The sequence below is a fragment of the Corallococcus macrosporus genome (genome assembly GCF_017302985.1).
GTDB classification, from domain to species: Bacteria; Myxococcota; Myxococcia; order Myxococcales; family Myxococcaceae; genus Corallococcus; species Corallococcus macrosporus_A.
The window spans coordinates 3,011,121-3,028,496 of the sequence record NZ_JAFIMU010000007.1 but is presented as its reverse complement, the minus strand read 5'-3'; the positions used below and the strand labels follow the sequence as shown (position 1 = coordinate 3,028,496).

Sequence of the window (17,376 nt, the reverse complement as noted above, 5' to 3'; positions counted from 1 at the left end):
CGCCCCGCGCGTCCCCTGCTTCCCCTCTGCGTCGTCCGTCGCGTCAGTCCTTCAAGGTCCTCGCTACGGGTAGTAGACCACCGTCTGCCAGCGGCGCCCGGCGTACGGCACCCAGACCCACTCCGTCACCGCCTGGTAGCCGCCCGGCACATAGCGCTGGTCGTAGTAGCCCGGCGTGCAGCGCACGTGGCGGCCGCGGCGGCCACGGGACACGCACTGCTCGGGGACCCAGACCTGCTCGTAGCGCTCCGGCACCCAGCGCTCCACCGTCTGCAGCTCGTAGCGGCCGCGCGAGTCCACCGGACGGGGCATGGGACCGTAGTTGCAGTTCGGGCCGCGGCAGCCCATGAAGCGACGGGTCTTCGCGTCGTCATCCACGTAGCGGAACGCTTGGTCCCGGGGCGCCTCCCAGCCGCCGCGGTACCCATCCTGGCCGCCCCAGCGCGCATCCGCCTTCGTGGGCCCGCGCCAGTCCGCCGCCATCGACGTGGAGGAACCGAGCAGCAGTGCACCGAAGGCCAGGGTCGCGAGTCCGAGCTTGAAAGCCATGTCTTCCATCCTCCGTCCGAGTTGCTTGTCCTGACTGACGGGGGCCCCGCCGGAACATTCAAATCCCGTCGGGTCGTCTCGAACCCCGGTGGCGGGGGCGGGGAGATGTGGGTACACCTCATCCCATGTTCCACCGCGATGGCCCCACCCTCCGCGAGCTCGCACGGCAGGCCCTCACCTCCGTCGAGGAGGGCTACGACCTGCTCGCGCCCAAGTTCGAGCACACGCCGTTCCGCACGCCGGATCCGGTGCTCCAGGCCGCGCTCGCGCACGTGGGCCCTGAAGGCAGCATCGCCAGCGCGCTGGACGTGTGCTGCGGCACCGGCGCCGCGATGCGCGTGCTGCGCCCGCTGTGCCGCGAGCGCGTCGTCGGGTTCGACCTGAGCCAGGGCATGCTGGACGAGGCGCAACGCAGGCTCGCGGACGCGCCGGGCACCGCGGCGCTCGAGTTCGTGCGCGGCGACGCGCTGGCGCTGCCCTTCGACGCGGCGTTCGACCTGGTGACCAGCTTCGGCGCCTTCGGGCACATCCTGGAGGAGGACGAGCCGCGCCTCGTCGCGGGCATCGCGCGGGCACTGAAGCCGGGCGGCCGCTTCGTGTTCGTCACCGCGCAGCCGCCGTCCGCGCTCAACCCCGGCTACTGGGTGGCGAAGGGCTTCAACGCCGCCATGCGCGTGCGCAACGCGCTCTGGAAGCCGCCGTTCGTCATGTACTACCTGACGTTCCTCGTGCCCCGCGCGCGCGTCCTGCTGGAGGCGGCGGGGTTCGACGTGGAGGTGCGCGAGGGCGACATGCCGGAGCCCTTCGGCCGGCTCGTCACCGTCATCGCCACGAAGCGCTGAAGCGGCCCGCTATGGCGCGGCCGCGCTGTCTTCGGACTGCGCGTACTCCACCGCGAGGAGCTCGTACTCCACCGGGCCGCGCGGACGCTCCACCTGCACGACCTCGCCGGCCTCCTTGCCCAGGAGCGCACGCGCCAGCGGGGACTCCACGCTCAGCCGCCCCGCCTTCACGTCCGCCTCATCCGGGCCGACGATGCGATAGCGCATCTGGGTGCCCTCCTCGTCCTCCAGCACCACCCACGCGCCGAAGAAGACGCGGCCCGCCTGCGACGGATCCGGCGACACCACGCGCACGTCCTCCAGGATGGCGGTGAGCTCGCGCGCCCGGCGCTCCCGCTCGCGCTTGCGCACGCCCGCCTCCAGCTCCGGCCAGTCCCGGGGCGCGGGGCCCTGCAGCTCCAGGAGCTCCTCCTGGAGCGCGCGGTAGCCCTCCGGCGTGATGTAGCGCTGCTCCGCCGACGTCGACCGGGGACGCGCCGGGGTGAGCCCCTCGTCGCCGCTTCCGTCTTCCTTGGTGAAGGCCTTCGACATGGGCCGCTCCCTCCTCCCAGGAGATTTCTCAACGTTTCCCGGGATTTGCACGGCCAGTCCGCCCGCCCGCCCGCTTCTTATTGGCGCAATTTTACTGCGCAAACGGAATCCGTCAGAATCTGGACCATGCACCTCCCCCGAGCCGTGCCCCGTTTCGAGCATCGCCTGACCGTCCGTCTGCGCGGCATGCTGCCGCTCTACACGCGGGATGTGTCGGAAGGCGGTTTCTGCGCGGAGATGCTCCAGCCGATGAAGGCGGGCGATCTCCTGGAAGGCGCGTTGCTGCTGGGGGATGAGGAAGTCCCCTTCCAGGCCCAGGTCATGTGGGCCCGCCGCTCCGCCGGGGAGCGCACGCGGGGACGCTGTGGCGTGCGCTTCGTCAGCATCGACGGGGACTTCCAGCGGCGGCTGGGCGCGTTCAGGCGCTTGCAGGGCAGGCGCCTGATCCGCTGGTTCACCTGACGGCCGGACCTACTTCGTCGTCGTGTCGGGGCTCGCCGGGACCGGCGTCTCCGACGGAGCGCCCGGCGTCGTGGACTGGGTGGACGGCTGCGTCGGGGTGGACGGCTCCGCGGCGGGGGTGGTGATGGGCTCGCCTTCCGGGGCGGGAGCCTGGCCGGAGGGCACCAGCTGGAGCTTGTAGCGGCGCACGCCCTTGGGCAGCACGACCTCCACGAGCGGGTTCTCCTTCACGAGGCCCGGGTCGAGCTTGAGGGAGACCTCGCCGTTCTCGTCGCTGGTGGCGTTGAGGTGGTTGCGGTACTCGCCGCCGAGCACCTTGGCGCCCTTCACCGGCTTGCCCGTGGCGGCGTCCGTCACGCGCAGCACGACGAGCTGGTTCTCCTGGAGCGCGGTGGAGCCGTTCGCCTGGATGATGTCGTTGTAGCGCGGGCGCAGCGCGCAGGCGGACAGCAGCGCGGAAGAGAGGACGGCGACGGTCAGCAGGTTGCGGCGAAGGCTCATGGAATCCATCCAGGCTGGGAAGCGGTACGGCGGAGGCGCGGCAGCATAGCCGCCAGCCACCAGACGCCAAGTCTCCGGTGCGTCACGGCCCCCGCGTACGGCATCCGCCCCCACGCCGGGTCGCGAAAATTCCCGGCGGGCAGGCACGGCGGGCGCCCTCCTTCTGGGGGACCGGTGGAGCCGTCAGCCCTTCCACCCGCCCGCTTCCAGCACCATCTCCCAAGGTGTGTCCGGGCACCGTCCTTCCCCCGCCCGCACGGAGGCCAATGCTCCATGGATGAGACCTATACGGATACGGCGGACTCGGATCGCCTCACCAATTCGAGACACCGCCTGCACCTGCGGGACGAGCAACTGGAGCACTCGGTCCTCCCGGCCGACGTGCGCGTGGAGGAGAGCCACTTCGATTTGAAGCACAACCGGTTCGACGTGAGCGCGTTCACGATGGTGATGATCAGCGCCGTCACGTTCTTCATCCCGCTGTTCAACGGCCTGCTGGCCGGCACCTTCGGCGGCTTCCACGCGGGACGGCCCCGCCGCGCCCTGGGCGCCGCGCTCGTCGCCGCGGTGACGGTGCCCGCCGCGCTCTACGTGCTCTTCAACGTCTTCAGCGTGGGCGGCGTGCGCATCTTCTACGGCCTGGGCTGGTTCAACTGGACGATGCTGCACGCCATCGGCCTGTTCATCGGCGCGCTCGCGGGCGCGGCCAGCCGCCCGCTGTTCACCGGTGAGACGCGCGCCGTCTTCAACAACCGCGTCAGCGGAGCTCCACTCCTAGCGCAAGGCGATGTCGCGCCCGCCCTTCCGGAAGGCTCGCGAGACTTCTCCCGGGACCTGCCCACGACGCGAGTGTCCCCTCCCAGTGGACCTGTGCGCGGGGAGTGAGCAGCACGCTCCAGCGCGCGACGCGCCCCAGGTACCACTCCACCTGGAGCGTCGCGTCCGCCTCGTGCGTGAAGCCCGGCGTGAGGCCCGCGCGCCACGCGGGCACGTACGTGGCCTCCAGGCGCAGCGCGCTGCTGCCCGGACCGGGGAGGCCCATGCGATGGGCCAATGACAGACGGGGGCCGACGGCCGGGACTGTTTCAAGGGGGCTCCAGGCCATCGTGGCCTGGGCGCCCAGCCCCACCGCGAGGAAGGTGTCGAAGCGCTCCGAGGCCGCCACGACGCCCAGCGCCTCCGCCTGCACCGACGCGCGGTAGGGCAGCGGACGGCCGATGTCCGTGGACATCTTCGCCTCCGCGCCCCAGCCCAGTGAGTCGGAGAACGACCGCTGCTGCTGGGGCAACTCCGGCATCAGCGTGCGATAGCCCACCAGCGTCAGCCGCGAGCCGAGGATGCGCGGCACGCCCCAGCGAGGCTCCACCGACAACTCTCCGTCCAGCACGCGCAGCTCGCTGCTGGACTGGAAGCCGTGCAGGCGCGCGTCGCCCAGGGTCTCGTTCATCGCGGAGGTGCGCAGGCTCACCACGGGCCGTGCGGCGCCCACCTCCGGGAAGTCCACGCCGCCGCTGACCACCGTGCGGGCCGCGCCGGATTCCCGCAGCGCGCCCCGGGCCCAGGTGGCCTCCGCTTCGGTCTTCTGCTGATGGTCCCGCGCCAGGAAGGCGCGCGGATCCACGTCCGCGAGCGGCCCGTCGTTGAGCGTGCCCTGCGCGTCGGTGGCGGCGGCGAAGGCGGCCTCGGTGTGCTCGACACGGACCAGGGTCTTGAGCTCGTCCGGCGTGGGCAGACGCTTGGTGGCGGTGTCCAGGGCCTGCTGGAGCAGGGCCGTGCGGTCGAGCACCGCGAGCTTGCGCTGCATGGCGTCCTCGCGCTCGAAGAGCTGTTGCCGCTCCTTCACACCCTGGGCGGCGCCACCCTCCTCCTTCAGGTCGACGGCGATGAGGCGGTTGCGTTCGATGTCGAGCTTCTCCGCCTCGGCCTGATCCACCGCCGCGCGCTCCACCCGCACCGCGTGCGCCACATAGGCGTGCAGGGCGTCCCGGGCCTCGTTGCGCTGGGACTGGAGGGCCGCGTCGAGCGCGGTCGCCACGGCGCGGGGCAGGAGTCCGTAGGCCTGACGGCGGACGTCGGGCTCGGGGGACTGGAGGCGGCGGTGCACGAGGTGCAGCGGCGCGAGGGCGTTGGACGGGAGCAGGGCCGCCAGCTTCGTGAGCAGCCGCTCCTGTTCCACGAGCGCGCGCCGGGCGCGATCTCCCGTGGACTCGAAGGCGTCCGGGACGTGCTCCAGCAGCGGCACGGTGCGCCCGCCCGCGTCCATGACGTTCGTCTTCGCCAGCGTGTCCAGCGTGGCGGTGGGCAGGACCCACAGCGTGCCGGGGGCGCTCACGTGACGGCCGTTCTCCAGCGAGCCGTTGAGGAGGAAGAGGAGCGCGGCGGCGCAGTTGTCGGTGAAGAAGTAGTAGCCCAGGTAGCCACGGCGCTCGAGTTCCCAGATGCGCTCCAGCATGCGCTGGGATTCGCCGGGCGTGAGGTTCAGCCGGAAGCGGCGGATGGTGCGCTGCTCCAGTTCCAGCGACTCGTGGGTGATGTCGCCCAGGGTGCCCGTGAGGAAGACGGTGCTGTAGCCGCCCGTCATTCCCTTCATCAGGTAGCCCAGGCCCTTCTCCTCCATGCCGGTGAGGGCCACCAGTTGCACGACGCGCTCGAAGCCGGGCCCCTGCACCGTGGCGCCTTCGCGCCAGACCGGGCGCAGGAGGATGTGGCCGAAGAGGGACTGGGGTTGCCGGCCCGTGGCCGCGACGAGCAGGACCTCCAGGTGGGAGAGCGCGTCCGCTTCCGCCCACGCGTCGAAGGCCGGACAGTCGCCCCGCGCGGGCAGCGTGCCCAGGCGCGCCTCCGCGAGGAACTCCGACACGGCCCGCGTCTTGGAGAGTTCCTGGCAGCGGACCTGATCATCCCCGGGCAGCGCGTCCGGGCGCAGCGACTCCACGGGGACGAACAGCTCCTCCGCGAACGTGACCAGGTCCAGCGACGCGCTGACCTGCCCCCGGGCGCGGCTGAAGGCGCCCGCGTAGGAGATGCTCGCGGACTCCTTCCACGTGAGGGGACGCTCGAAGGGGAGCAGCCACCCGTCCAGCCTGCGCCACTGGGGACGCCTGCTCCAGCCGCGCGCGTCGTCCCAGCGCTGCATCACGGCGTGCACCACGGCGCGGCGGCGCCACAGGTGTTCGGCCTCCGCGTCGGTGAGGCGCGACAGGCGCAGCGTGGCCCGGCGCTCCCCGGAAGGGGCGTAGCGGTAGAGGTGGAACTGCTCGCGCGGCTCCGTCCAGTCAGGACGGGCCTTCGTGCCGTCACCGAGCCCCAGGGGCGCGGGCTCCGGATGCAGCACGAGCTCCAACCGGCCTCCCGGCGGACGGCGCATCGCGGGAGGCAGGGCGGCGAGGCCCGCCTCCACGTCCGAGACCAGCGCGGCATCGTGCGCCGCCGCGCCGCGCAGGACGATGCCCGCCGTGGCCTCCAGCGCCGCGACCCGTGAGGCCAGGGCGACGTCCATGAACGTGTCGTCCAGGAACGCGGGCACCGCGAGGTGGCCCGGGGCCTCCCGCGCATGCGCCCGCATGCCCACGGGCAACAGCAGCACCGTGAGCCATCCCAGCCAGGCTGTGCGGGGCCTCAAGGATGGGCCTCGGCCGCGCGGGTCGCCCCTTCCTGTTCCAGGAGGAAGGCCTGCCGGTCCTCCTCGAGCCGAGGCTCGGTGCGTGCCAGTTCGCCCACGCGCTCCAGCCATGCGCGGGCACGCTCGGGCGTGAGCTGTTTCGCGTCCGCCATCTTCAGCAGCTCCAGGCGGTGCGTGCGCAGCAGCTTGCCGAACACGTCCAGGTTCTCACGGCGGATGCGCGCCGCCTGCGCCAGGTCGTCCACCGTGGGGCCCGCGCCCAGCGCCAGGTCCTCCCGGAGCTGGTGCGTGCGGGCGCGCAGGTACACCTGGGCCGCGTGCCCCACCTCCTTGGGTGAAGGCTGCTTCGCCTTGCGCCGCGCGGCGCGCTCGTACGACTGCCAGATGATGATGCCCAGGCCCATCACCGTCAGCGCCACCGTGGCCGTGGACAGGAGCTGATTCTCGCGGCCGTTGCTGCTCTCGCTGCGCGTGCGCGAGTCGTCGCCCTGGTCCACCTGGTTCGACTCGCTGGTGCCCGCGTTGCTGTTGTCGCTGGAGTCGGAGCTGTGGTCGCTGGAGCCGGAGGAGTCACTCGAGTGCGACTCGCTCGAATCCCCCTGGCTGGAGTTGCCCGAGTCCGAGTCGCTGGATTCACTCGAGCCCGACTCGCTGGAGCCTTCGTCGCTGGAGCCGTTGGTGCCCGACCGGCTGGAGGCCCCACCGCTGGAGTTGCCCGAGTCCGACTTGCTGGAGTCACCCTGGCTCGAGTTGCCCGAGCCCGACCGGCTGGAGTCCTCACCGCTGGAGTCGCCCGAGCCCGACTGGCTGGAGTCGCCCTGGCTGGAGTTGCCCGAGTCCGAGGAGTTGCCCGAGTCCGACGCGCCCGCGGCCCTCAAGCCCGCGGACGGCGTGCGGCACCCCACGGAGAGCACCAGCATCGACGCCGTCACCACGCGCTTCCACGAAGACTTCGTCCGCATCCATCCCCCTCGAAAGGGCGCCACCGGGCCTGGCGCCAGCGAGTGCCCTAGCCAACCGCATGCCGGGCGTCGAATGGTGCGATTTCGATAACTTGATGGATCGTCTGACGCGACACGGCGCGAAAATCACGCCCGGGGGTGCGTCGCGGACTTCGCGCCCCCCTCCAGGAAGAGACGTCGCAGATAGGGATTGAGGAAGCGTCCCTCCGGGTCCAGTTGCTCGCGCACGCGCTGGAAGTCGTCCCAGCGGGGATACAGATGTTTCAGTGTCGCGGCCGTCTGGGTGTGCAGCTTGCCCCAGTGCGGCCGGCCCCCGTGGTTGCGGAAGATGGCCTCCGCGCCCGAGAAGTAGGGCTCCAGCGGCATGCCCTGGTACTGATGCACCGCGATGAACGCGCGGTCGCCGCCATGCGCCGGGCTGAGGAAGACGTCGTCCCCGCGCACGAAGCGGTACTCCACCGGGAAGTGCACCGGCAGTTGTTCCCGCGTGATGTATTGAGACAGCTCACGCAGGCAGTCAGGCCCGCGCTCCACCGGCACCGCGTATTCCATCTCCTGGAAGCGCACGAGACGCGGCGTGGCGAACAGCGTGTGGCTCTGCCCCGCCAGCACGCCCTCCGACGCCAGCTTCGCGGACAGGCGGCTCACGGGGGCGCACAGCGCGGGCCGCATCCGGCACGCCCGGCTCACCGCGCCGAAGACGGCGTTCTCCATCACCATCTCGCTGAACCAGCGCCCCACGCCCACGCCGTGCGGGGGCTCGTCCGTGAGGTCCATCGCCTTCGTCATCACCCGGTCGGAGTGCGGGAACCAGAAGAACTCGTAGTGCCGGTGGCGCGCGCGCGCCTCATCCAGCCCCGCGAGGCACTCCTCCAGCCCCAGGTTCCGCCGCGTCAGCCGCAGCCGGTACGCGGGCAACAGCCGCAGCCGCACCCGCGTCATCACGCCCAGCGCGCCCAGCGACACGCGCGCGGCCTGGAGCAGCTCCGGCGACGCGTCCTCCGAGCACGTCACCTCGTCCCCGCCCGCCGTGACGAGCGTCATCGCCGCCGCCTGCGTGGAGAGGATGCCCAGCCCCATGCCCGTCCCGTGCGTGCCCGTGCCCAGCGCGCCGCCCAGCGACTGCTTGTTGATGTCGCCCAGGTTCTCCATCGCCAGGCCGTGCGACGCGAGCAGCGTCCCCAGCTCGCGCAGGTTCGTGCCCGCCCATACGACAGCCTCGCGCGCGCCCGCGTCCACGGACTCCAGGCCGTGCAGCCCTTCGAGCGACACCATCGTCTCATCCGTGGCGCACAGGGGCGGGAACGAGTGGCCGCTGCCCACCACGCGCACGGTGCGCGCCTGGGCGCTGGCGTCGCGGAGCGCGGCCTTCAGCGCGTCCACCGACTCCGGCCGGAGGAAGCCCGACGGATGGGCCACCACCGCGCCGGACCAGTTGCGCCACGTCCTCGCCTTCGCCGTCTCGGTCGTCATGCCGTCAGCCCCATTCGCCCCGGTAGGTCGGAACCTCTTCCACGACGCGGCCCCCGGAGATGAGCAGCAGCGTGCGGAAGTGTTCGCACACCTCGCCCGCCTTCGCGTGCCGGAAGAACACCGGCGCGCCCAGGGGCAGCGGCACCGGGCCCGTGTAGGCGATGGGCGTCTGCACCTCGCCCGCGCCCTCCAGCGGGAGCAGCTTCGCGCCCTCGGGCAGGTAGGGCACGGGCAGCTTGTCCACGCCCGCCGAGCCGGAGGCCACGTAGCCGCCGCCCTGGAGCGTGAAGAGGCCCGGCCCCGGGCGCCGCGTGACGGGGATGGCGAACGCCACCGCGGGCTGGTGCTGGAAGCCGCGATAGCCGTCGAAGAGCGCGGGCGAGTACAGGCCGCTGCCCGCGGTCAGCTCCGTGACGCTCGCGTCCTCGCGCGTGGACTCCAGGCTGCCGGTGCCGCCACCGTTCACGAAGCGCGGCGCGAAGCCCGCGGCCTTCAGCGCGGCCACCACCGCCTGCCTGCGCGCATGCACGCGGCCCACGGAAGCCCGCTTGAGCGCGCGGATGACCACGTTCTTCGCCCCCGCGTGCGGCGCGGCGTCCGGCACGCCCGCGAGCTGCGCCTCGTAGCCCATGACGCCCGCGAGGAACACGGCGTCCCCTTCCGCTTCGATGCGCTTCGCCACCGCCAGCGCGTCCTCCGCCGAGCGCACCGGCGAGCGGTGCACCCCGAAGCGCAGCCCCGGCAGGTCCACGGACAGGTCCACGTCCAGGCACAGCGGCGCGCGCGTCCCGTGCCGGCGGGCCGCCCGGGCGGCGAGCGCCACGTGCTCGGCCGAGTCCACCATCAGCGTCACGGGCGCTGGCGGCCGGCACAGCTCCGCCAGGGCCTCGGCATCCACGACGGGGTAGCCCATGAGCAGGTCGGTAAAGCCGCGCTCGCGCAGGCGCACGGCCTCGTCGGCGCTGAAGCACATGAGGCCCTGGAAGCCGGGATGCCCGTCGAGCACGCGCCGCAGCAGCGCGACGCACCGCACCGACTTCGTGGCCACCCGCACCGGCAGGCCCCCCGCGCGCCGCAGCAGCGCCGCCGCGTTCTCCTCCAGGAGGTCCAGGTCCGCGAAGGCCAGCGGCAGCCGCCGTCCTTCCAGGGCCCGGGCGTAGTAGGCGTAATCACGCGGCATGTCAGGCACTCCGAGCGCGGGCATGGCGGGAGCCGGCATCATCGCCGCGCACTCTCAAGTCCGGGGGCCTGGCCGCACCGGGCGCGTGGGGTGGTGGACAGGCGGGTGGGAGGCGTCGGAAAAGGGGCAGCGCGCCGGACATTCCTGGGGGAACGCCCGGCGCGCGCACACACGGATTCTTCGACTCCTGGGTCGGCCCACCCCCCCGGAAGGGCACGGAACGCCATGGTGCCGTCAGCCGAAAGTCATTTCTATTGAGGAAATCACGCGAGTCGCAAACGACTCGGGGGGCTGGGAATCACTTCCCACCTGGACAGGCGGCAGAAGCACTGATTCCACTCCCGACCTCACAAGTCTTCCAATTGGCCCCAGCGGCTATAGTAAGTAAATCGTGATTGATTTGATTTCCGAGGACCAACGCCTCTTGCAGGAGCTGGAGGGCCTGCTGGAGGGGTTGGAGCCCGGCTCCGAGGCCCTGCCGGCGGTCCTCGCCGCGCTCCGAGGCGCCCTGCGCGCGGAGCGGACGGCGGCCTACGGCGTGGATGTGGGCCCGGACCGCTACCACACGGCCTTCGTGCACGGCGTGGGGTTCCCGCAGCCGCCCTCGGTCCTCACGGAGGCCTTCGACGCCTCGCTGCCGCCGGCGGGGAGCCGGTTCGGCTACTTCGACCCTGCCCGTCCGCCGCTGGCCCAGCGCAACCGGGCGATGCGCTTCTCGCCGCTGGGCATGCCGGAGCCGCTGCGCGCCCTGCCCATCACCGGTGAGGGCGAGGGGCCGTTATGGGAGCGGCTGGGCCTGAGCGAGGCGGAGTGGGAGCACGCCCGGGTGCAACTGGCCGGGAACACCTCGAATCTCTATCGGCGTCTGGGATTGGAGCACCTGGCGCAGCTGCGGGTGCTGGTGTGCGAAGGCGACATGCTGCTGGGCTGGGTGGGCGCCTTCCGCTCCGAGCCCTTCACGGAGCGGGAGCAGCGGCTGCTCCAGGCGCTGACGCCCGCCATCCAGCGGCGCATGGCCATGGACCGGCGGCTGCGCGAGGCGGGCCTGCTGGGTCCGGCCCTGGGCGCGGCGCTGGAGGTGCTGGGGCGGCCCGCGTGGGTCGTCACGTTCAGCGGCCGGGTGATGCACGCGAACAAGGCGGGCCAGGCGCGCTGGGAGCAGGACTCGCAGGCGCTGGCGGCGCAGGTGCGCGAGTGTCTGCGGAGCCCGCCGGGCACGGGGCCGTTGTTCTCCTCCGGCCCGCTGCGCACGCAGGGGCTGCCGGACCACTACCTGGTGCTGGACCCCGGACCGCCGACGGATCCGACGTCGCGCCTGCCGGTGCTGACGCAGCGCTGGGGACTCACCGCGCGTGAGGCGCAGGTGCTGGAGCACGTGGTGCAGGGGGAGACGAACAAGGCCATTGCCCTGCACCTGGGCTGCGCCGAGCGCACGGTGGAGGTGCACGTCACGCACCTGTTGAACAAGGCGCAGGTGGAGAGCCGGTCCGCGCTCATCTCGCGCTTCTTCCAGTCCTGAAGGCTCCGGTGGGCGCTGCCCGGAGCGTGACTAGGATGGAGGGATGGACGAAGCGCTCTTGAGGAAGGCGCTGGCTCGCGCCGACGCGGCGGTGGCGAAGGGGCCGCACGCGGTGGAGGCGGATGGCCGGCGCCGCACGGTGCACGTGGCGATGGGGGACCCGCAGGCGGACTTCGACCGGGTGCTGTCCATCCTCTCGCGGCATGGGCTGCTGGACGGGGATGGAGGGCTGCGCCCGGACGTGTGCCTGGTATCCGTGGGCGATTACTTCGACTGGGGTCCCGCGGCCGACCGCGAGCGCGTGGCACTGAGCGCGCTGCGGCTGGTGGCGTGGCTCGCGTCGCATCCGGCGGATCAAGCCGTGATGCTCCTGGGCAACCACGACCTGGGACGCGTGGGGGAGCTGGCGGACTTCACGGATGAGACCTTCCGCGCCGCGAGGGTGGAGGCGGACCGGGTCTACGCGGGGGATGACACCGACGCGGCGGCGGAGCGTGACTTCCTCCGGCGCTGGCCCGGATTGCCGAGCGCGGAGCTGGCGGCGCGGGACTTCAGCACCTGGACCGCGGAGCAGCGTGCGTGGGTGGAGCACCTGCTGCGTGCGCGGAGGTTCCGCGTCGCGCATGCGGCCGGGGATTCGCTGCTGGTGCTACATGCGGGCGTTACACGTGAGGACCTGGAGGTCGTGGGGCTTGAGTCCTCGCGGTGGGCGGATGCGCGCGCGGTGGCGGAGGCGCTCAACGGCGTGATGGACCGGGCGGTGGCGGCGTGGAAGGGCGGGCCGCTCGTGCTGCCGGGGTTGCACCATCCGGGCAATGCGAAGGATGGCGAAGGCGTGGGCATCTTCTACCAGCGGCCCAGCCTGTCCACGGAGGACGCGGAGCGCGTGCGGGGGACGCCCCGGCGCAGGTTCGATCCCCGGCGCTTGCCGCTGGGGTTGTCCCAGGTGGTGGGCCACACGCGGGACAAGCGGGTGCGGGAGCTGGTGTCACCCGGGCCCGTGCGCGACGGAGTGCTGCGCCACCTGGTGACGGACGGGGCGCGCGTGGACTACGCGCACGGTCCGCCGCCAGTGACGGGGCCGGGTGAAGCGGTGATGGTCTTCACGGATGGCGCCATGCGCGAGGGCCGCGCGGAGGACTTCCAGCTGTTCGACCTGGACGCGCGGCGCGCGGTGCCGCTGATGCCGTAGCGGACCCTTCGCGCGTGCCGCGGGCATCGGCACGCGCGAAGGAGCATGCGCCTGAGCTACGGCGCGGCGCCCGGGACGGCGGCCGGGCTCTTGAGGCCGGCGAGCTTCTTCTCCAGCGATTCCACCTGACGCGGAGACACCTGCGCGGCGGGCAGCGTCTTCGCGAAGGTCAGCGCCTCCTCCAACGTCTTCACCGCGCCCGCGGTGTCCTTGCGCGCGACCTGGATGTCCGCGCGGCCGGAGAGGACGGACAGCCGCCTCGCGCCCTGCACGCGCGCCAGGGCCCGGTCGTTCGCGGCGAGCGCGTCGTCGAGCCGGCCCGACAGGCGGTACAGCGTCGCGAGCCGCGCGGGCGGGTTGTAGTCCTGGGGCAGGTCCTTCTCGCTCTGCTCCAGCGCGGGGATGGCCCGCTGCGGCTGCTCCAGCGTCATCGCCGCGAGCATCCGGTGCGAGTCGAACACCGTACGCGCCTCGGGGTTCGGCGCCTTCGCGGCCTCGCCCTCCAGGAACGTCAGCCACTCCTGCGCCACCTGCTTCGCGCCCGCCGTGTCCTTGTCCTGCTTGCGCGCCTCCACCAGCACCTCGTACAGACCGGAGCGGTCATCCGCCTCCATGTCGATGGCGGGCGGCGCCAGCACGTCGCGCGCCTTCGCCTCCAGCGCGTGGCGCAGGTCCACGGCCTCGGGCGTGCCCTCCGGGATGGCCAGCGCGCAGGTCAGGCCGTTGAGGACGCTGTTGGCCAGGTTGAGCGAACGCGGCACGTTGGGCAGCTCCGCCACCGCCTTCTGAGCGCAGGGCACGTACTGCTTCGCCCCGTACTGCGCCATCAGCAGCGACTCCAGCGCGCGGCCCCGGCGGGACCAGTCCGCGGGAGCCTCCGCGAGCGCGAGCGACAGGGCCTCCGCGGCCTCCGCCGGCTTGCGCTCGCCGTAGAGCGCGTCACCCCGGGCGAGCAGCGCGTCCGCACCGGTGGCACCGCCCTGGTAGGCGCGCTCGCCGTCCTCGAAGAGGCGCTCCAGTTGCGGCACCGTCGCGCTGCCAGCGAAGCGCAGCAGGGCCTTCTCCTCGCGCGGGTCGATGATGAAGAAGGTGGGCCAGAACTCCACCGGGTACTTCTCCTGGAACGTCGCGTTCTGGGTCAGGTCGGTGTTCAGCTCCAGCCACACGAAGCGGTCCGCGTGCTTCGCCAGCGCCTTGTCCGTGAAGACATACGCACGCATGGAGCGGCAGGTGTGACACCACGGCGCCCAGGTGTCGACGAACAGGGGCACGCCCTTCGCCTTCGCGTCCGCGAGCGCGCGGGCGTAGTCGTCCGGGATGAAGGGCAGCGGGCCTTCGGCATGGGACTCGGCGGACGCGGACGCGGGCGCGTTGGCGTTCGTAGCCGTGCAGGCGATGGACCCCGACAGGAGCAGGCAGGCGAGGAGGGAGCGCATGCGGCGCACCCTACCGCGCCTCCCCGGGGGTGTCCCCGGTGGACAGTGTACGCACACCAGGCTGGGCACCGCGCGGCGTGCGTGGTGTCTTGCGCGTGGCCCCTATGCCCATGAAGGACCCTCGCGCCCTGCGCACCGCCCTCGCGTCCGCCCTGGACGCCCTGCCCGCCTCCGAGCGCTTCCCCGACGGCGCCGACGCCGACCTGGCCCGCCGCCTGGCCGAACGCCTGCGCCGCGACCTGCTGCCCCGCCTGGGCTCCGGCGCCGACGACGTGCCGCTGCTCCTCGTGGCCATCGCCGGGCCCAACAACGTCGGGAAGTCCACGCTCTTCAACTCGCTGGCGAAGGCGTCCCTGTCCCCCGCGCGCCCCGAGGGCGGCCTCACCAAGCAGTGTCTGGCCGCGGCCAACCCGGAGACGTGGACCGGCGCGCTGAAGGACGTGCTCACCCAGCGCTACGACATCGTCCCGGTGGCCGACGGCACGGTGGCGCCCGTGGACGAGGCCGGGCCTGCGGGCCGGCTGTATCTGGTGCTGTCGGACGCGGTGCCGCGCGGGCTCCTGGTGATGGACACGCCGGACTTCGACAGCGTGTACCGCGACAACCGCGAGCGGGCCGAGGCGCTGCTCGTCACGGTGGACGTGCTGGTGTTCGTGGTGAGCCGGCAGACGTACCAGAACGCGGCGCTGGTGGACTTCCTGCGCGCGGCGGTGGGCCACGGCAAGCCGTACCTGCTCGTCTACAACGAGGCCACGCGCGAGGACGTGGCGCGCGGCCACCTGGACAAGCTGGCCCAGGACGTGGGCCACCCGCCGCTCGCGCGCTACCTGGCGCCGCACCAGCCGGACGTGGAGGCGGGACTGAAGCCGCTGGCCACGGAGCCACTGGATGGACGCCCCCCGCTCGCCGCGCTGCTGGGACAGGCGGAGCATGCGCGCGAATTGAAGGCGCGGGCGCTGGAGGCGTCGCTGTCGGATGCGCGCTCGGAGCTGGACGCGGTGGCCCGGGCGGCGACGCGCGCGGCCCGCGAGCCGGAGCGGCTGAGACAGCGGCTGCGGCACGACCTGCGAGGCATTGGCGCGCAGGCGGCGCTCAAGGCCGTGCCCGCGGACGTGCTGGTGGATGCGTTCCGCGACGAGCTGGATGCGCGCAGCAACTTCCACCGGTTCGTGCGCCTGCCGTTCCGGGGGCTGGCCACGGCGCTCACGTTCGTGAGCCGCAAGGTGCGCGAGTCCTTCACCGGGCCCAAGCCCCATGAAGCGCTGCCCTCGCAGGCGGTGGATGACTCGCTGAAGGACGGGCTGCGCCGGCTGGTGGATGCCTTCGCGCCGGAGGTGGCCGCGTGGCGCGGGGACGCGGAGACGCGCGAGAAGCTGGCGCAGGCCTTCGGGCCCGCGATGCTGGGCCGGCTGGACGCGCCGCTGGAGCTGGACGCGCTGCACGCGCACGCGGCGGACCGGGCGACGCTGTATGACTTCTGCCGCCAGCTGGTGGGCACCGAGCTCCAGGGCGGAATGCGCGAGGAGCTGCTCCAGGCGCTCACCACGCTGGTGTACTCGGTGCCGTCCGGTGCGGCGGCGGTGGTGACGGTGGCCACGGGGGGCCTGGGCCACGACGCGGTGGTGTGGGCGGGGACGCTCCTGTCCACGCCGCTGCTGGAGCGCTTCGTGGACCTGCTGGGCGCCCAGGTGCGCGCGACGGTGACGCGCAAGTGGGCGGACTCACACGGGGCCACGCTGGCGCAGGCCATGGAGGCGCGCTTCTTCGCGGGCCTGCTGTCCCACCTGGATGCCCAGGCGGAGGGATGGCTGCGCACCGCGACCACCCTGGAGACCGCGCGGCGGGCGGCGGAGTAGGCGGCCGGTTCCTGACAGCCTCCCGCCTCCAGGACGGAGGCAAGACTTCGTGCCTCGTCGCCACCGATGCGTCATGCTCGGTCCGCCATGACCGGTCCGGGCCCGGAGGCGAATTCGCCTCTCATCCTGTCATTCCGCCACCTGCTGACCGAGTCCGTCAGTGCGTTCCTCGACGAGGCGGACATGACGTGTCCGCAGACGGCGGACGCGCTGAGCGAGCTGCTGGTGACGCTGTCGCGCTACCGCGAGGAGGGCGCGCTGCTGTTCCCCACCGCGTTCCTGGGTGACGACCTGGGCGCGATGATGGAGCTGCTGGGCGGGCACGACCCGATTCCGCTCGGTTCGGGGCCGCGCAACCGCGCCACCATCCAGCGGGCGCTCAAGCAGTGCGCGCCGCTGGGACAGGGACGCTGGTGGGCGCTGTACCTGGTGCGCGACTCCGTGGGCCTCACCTACGGCATCTTCCGGACGGATCCGTTCCCGCTGGCGGAGACGCCGCTGGAGCGCCTGCGGCACGCGCCGGACCGGGGCGTGCGCGTGGTGGGGGTGTTGCAGCTCGCGGACAACATCATCGAGCTGCGCGGCGGCGGCGGGCTGTGCCGGCACGTGTACCTGTCCGGCGCGCGCATCGACCTGGAGCCGCCCTCGGTGGTGCTGGACGCGCTGGCGAGCGCGGTGACCGAACAGGTCCTGCCCTCCAGCCGCGAGCACGCGCGAGGTTTCTTCCGGCGGGTGCTGTTCGAGGTGATGCAGTCCTCGCACGGCACGCTGGTGGCGGTGCTGCCCCGGGAGCGCGCGGGTTCGGCGCTGTTCGTGGACGGCATCCTGTTGCCCCGGCCCATGGACGTGGTGGCGATGCTGGACCGGCACCATGCGACCCAGGACGGCAGCGCGGCATCGGCGGTGCGGGCGACCGCGCAGCTCCTGCGCGGCATGATGGCCACCGACGGCATCACCGTGCTGCGCGCGGATGGCTGCATCCTCGGGTACAACGTCTTCGTGCGTCACCCGGAGACGCTGACCCGCCAGCCGGGCTTCTTCGGCGGGGCGCGGCGGCGGACGTACGAGGTGCTGTGCGCGGCCCTGGGCAGCGAGCTCGCCGCGGCGTTCATCCGTTCGCAGGACGGGGACGTCGCGTGCCGCCGCGTGTGACGGTTACAGGTTTTACGTGCTGTCCTGATTGACTGTCCCTCCGAGGGACGGAAGGTTGAGAACATCAACCTAATCTGTAAGGCTGCGCGCGTTTTGCGC

At 72.3% G+C, this 17,376-nt stretch carries 14 protein-coding genes; 6 read left to right on the top strand and 8 right to left on the bottom strand.

Annotated features, from left to right (window positions below):
* Window positions 1–63: 63 nt before the first annotated feature.
* The gene (locus JYK02_RS24970; RefSeq protein ID WP_242588884.1) at window positions 64–549 is read right to left on the bottom strand and encodes a hypothetical protein; all 486 of its coding nucleotides are present in this window, start codon (window positions 547–549) and stop codon (window positions 64–66) included.
* A 125-nt stretch (window positions 550–674) separates the two neighbouring features.
* On the opposite strand from JYK02_RS24970, the gene JYK02_RS24965 reads away from it, so the two are divergent.
* Complete coding sequence (locus tag JYK02_RS24965) at window positions 675–1,391, top strand: class I SAM-dependent methyltransferase (protein WP_207054583.1); 717 nt, start codon at window positions 675–677, stop codon at window positions 1,389–1,391.
* Window positions 1,392–1,400: 9 nt separating this feature from the next.
* Here JYK02_RS24965 and JYK02_RS24960 read toward each other — a convergent pair whose 3' ends face one another.
* Window positions 1,401–1,922 carry a GreA/GreB family elongation factor gene (locus tag JYK02_RS24960; RefSeq protein ID WP_207054582.1) on the bottom strand — a complete coding sequence of 174 codons (522 nt, stop codon included), beginning with the start codon at window positions 1,920–1,922 and terminating at the stop codon, window positions 1,401–1,403.
* Between the two features lie 126 nt (window positions 1,923–2,048).
* Between JYK02_RS24960 and JYK02_RS24955 the strand changes: the two genes are divergently transcribed.
* Window positions 2,049–2,384, top strand: coding sequence for a PilZ domain-containing protein (locus JYK02_RS24955; RefSeq protein ID WP_207054581.1), 336 nt, complete (start codon window positions 2,049–2,051; stop codon window positions 2,382–2,384).
* Window positions 2,385–2,393: 9 nt separating this feature from the next.
* Here the strand turns inward: JYK02_RS24955 and JYK02_RS24950 are convergent, their stop codons facing one another.
* The 5 genes from JYK02_RS24950 to JYK02_RS24930 all read right to left on the bottom strand — a co-directional run bounded on the left by JYK02_RS24950 (window position 2,394) and on the right by JYK02_RS24930 (window position 10,122).
* On the bottom strand, window positions 2,394–2,885 hold the full coding sequence (locus JYK02_RS24950) for a hypothetical protein (RefSeq protein ID WP_242588883.1): 492 nt from the start codon (window positions 2,883–2,885) through the stop codon (window positions 2,394–2,396).
* Window positions 2,886–3,642: 757 nt separating this feature from the next.
* Window positions 3,643–6,507 (bottom strand): Lnb N-terminal periplasmic domain-containing protein, encoded by a 2,865-nt coding sequence (locus tag JYK02_RS24945; RefSeq protein ID WP_207054577.1) that lies wholly within the window; start codon window positions 6,505–6,507, stop codon window positions 3,643–3,645.
* Entirely contained in the window at window positions 6,504–7,469 is a 966-nt protein-coding gene (locus tag JYK02_RS39880) for a hypothetical protein (RefSeq protein ID WP_242588882.1), read from the bottom strand. Before JYK02_RS39880 ends, JYK02_RS24945 begins: the two co-directional genes overlap by 4 nt.
* Before the next feature lie 126 nt (window positions 7,470–7,595).
* Window positions 7,596–8,942, bottom strand: coding sequence for a D-arabinono-1,4-lactone oxidase (locus JYK02_RS24935; RefSeq protein ID WP_207054575.1), 1,347 nt, complete (start codon window positions 8,940–8,942; stop codon window positions 7,596–7,598).
* A 4-nt stretch (window positions 8,943–8,946) separates the two neighbouring features.
* Window positions 8,947–10,122, bottom strand: coding sequence for an amino acid deaminase/aldolase (locus tag JYK02_RS24930; protein WP_207054573.1), 1,176 nt, complete (start codon window positions 10,120–10,122; stop codon window positions 8,947–8,949).
* Window positions 10,123–10,513: 391 nt separating this feature from the next.
* Here JYK02_RS24930 and JYK02_RS24925 point away from each other — a divergent pair, with 391 nt between their 5' ends.
* Complete coding sequence (locus tag JYK02_RS24925) at window positions 10,514–11,641, top strand: LuxR C-terminal-related transcriptional regulator (protein ID WP_207054571.1); 1,128 nt, start codon at window positions 10,514–10,516, stop codon at window positions 11,639–11,641.
* A gap of 43 nt (window positions 11,642–11,684) precedes the next feature.
* Complete coding sequence (locus tag JYK02_RS24920; RefSeq protein ID WP_207054569.1) at window positions 11,685–12,833, top strand: metallophosphoesterase; 1,149 nt, start codon at window positions 11,685–11,687, stop codon at window positions 12,831–12,833.
* A gap of 56 nt (window positions 12,834–12,889) precedes the next feature.
* Here the strand turns inward: JYK02_RS24920 and JYK02_RS24915 are convergent, their stop codons facing one another.
* Window positions 12,890–14,269 carry a thioredoxin family protein gene (locus JYK02_RS24915; protein WP_207054567.1) on the bottom strand — a complete coding sequence of 460 codons (1,380 nt, stop codon included), beginning with the start codon at window positions 14,267–14,269 and terminating at the stop codon, window positions 12,890–12,892.
* Between the two features lie 110 nt (window positions 14,270–14,379).
* Between JYK02_RS24915 and JYK02_RS24910 the strand changes: the two genes are divergently transcribed.
* Together JYK02_RS24910 and JYK02_RS24905 are read left to right on the top strand one after the other, a co-directional pair.
* On the top strand, window positions 14,380–16,125 hold the full coding sequence (locus JYK02_RS24910) for a GTPase (RefSeq protein ID WP_207054565.1): 1,746 nt from the start codon (window positions 14,380–14,382) through the stop codon (window positions 16,123–16,125).
* A gap of 87 nt (window positions 16,126–16,212) precedes the next feature.
* Entirely contained in the window at window positions 16,213–17,277 is a 1,065-nt protein-coding gene (locus JYK02_RS24905; RefSeq protein ID WP_242588881.1) for a hypothetical protein, read from the top strand.
* Window positions 17,278–17,376 lie beyond the last annotated feature (99 nt).

Bases quoted from the DNA above. Each gene is read 5' to 3' on its own strand.
- JYK02_RS24970 (WP_242588884.1), bottom strand. From the start codon at position 549: ATGGCTTTCAAGCTCGGACTCGCGACCCTGGCCTTCGGTGCACTGCTG.
- JYK02_RS24965 (WP_207054583.1), top strand. From the start codon at position 675: ATGTTCCACCGCGATGGCCCCACCCTCCGCGAGCTCGCACGGCAGGCC.
- JYK02_RS24960 (WP_207054582.1), bottom strand. From the start codon at position 1,922: ATGTCGAAGGCCTTCACCAAGGAAGACGGAAGCGGCGACGAGGGGCTC.
- JYK02_RS24955 (WP_207054581.1), top strand. From the start codon at position 2,049: ATGCACCTCCCCCGAGCCGTGCCCCGTTTCGAGCATCGCCTGACCGTC.
- JYK02_RS24950 (WP_242588883.1), bottom strand. From the start codon at position 2,885: ATGAGCCTTCGCCGCAACCTGCTGACCGTCGCCGTCCTCTCTTCCGCG.
- JYK02_RS39880 (WP_242588882.1), bottom strand. From the start codon at position 7,469: ATGCGGACGAAGTCTTCGTGGAAGCGCGTGGTGACGGCGTCGATGCTG.
- JYK02_RS24935 (WP_207054575.1), bottom strand. From the start codon at position 8,942: ATGACGACCGAGACGGCGAAGGCGAGGACGTGGCGCAACTGGTCCGGC.
- JYK02_RS24930 (WP_207054573.1), bottom strand. From the start codon at position 10,122: ATGCCGCGTGATTACGCCTACTACGCCCGGGCCCTGGAAGGACGGCGG.
- JYK02_RS24920 (WP_207054569.1), top strand. From the start codon at position 11,685: ATGGACGAAGCGCTCTTGAGGAAGGCGCTGGCTCGCGCCGACGCGGCG.
- JYK02_RS24915 (WP_207054567.1), bottom strand. From the start codon at position 14,269: ATGCGCTCCCTCCTCGCCTGCCTGCTCCTGTCGGGGTCCATCGCCTGC.
- JYK02_RS24910 (WP_207054565.1), top strand. From the start codon at position 14,380: ATGAAGGACCCTCGCGCCCTGCGCACCGCCCTCGCGTCCGCCCTGGAC.
- JYK02_RS24905 (WP_242588881.1), top strand. From the start codon at position 16,213: ATGACCGGTCCGGGCCCGGAGGCGAATTCGCCTCTCATCCTGTCATTC.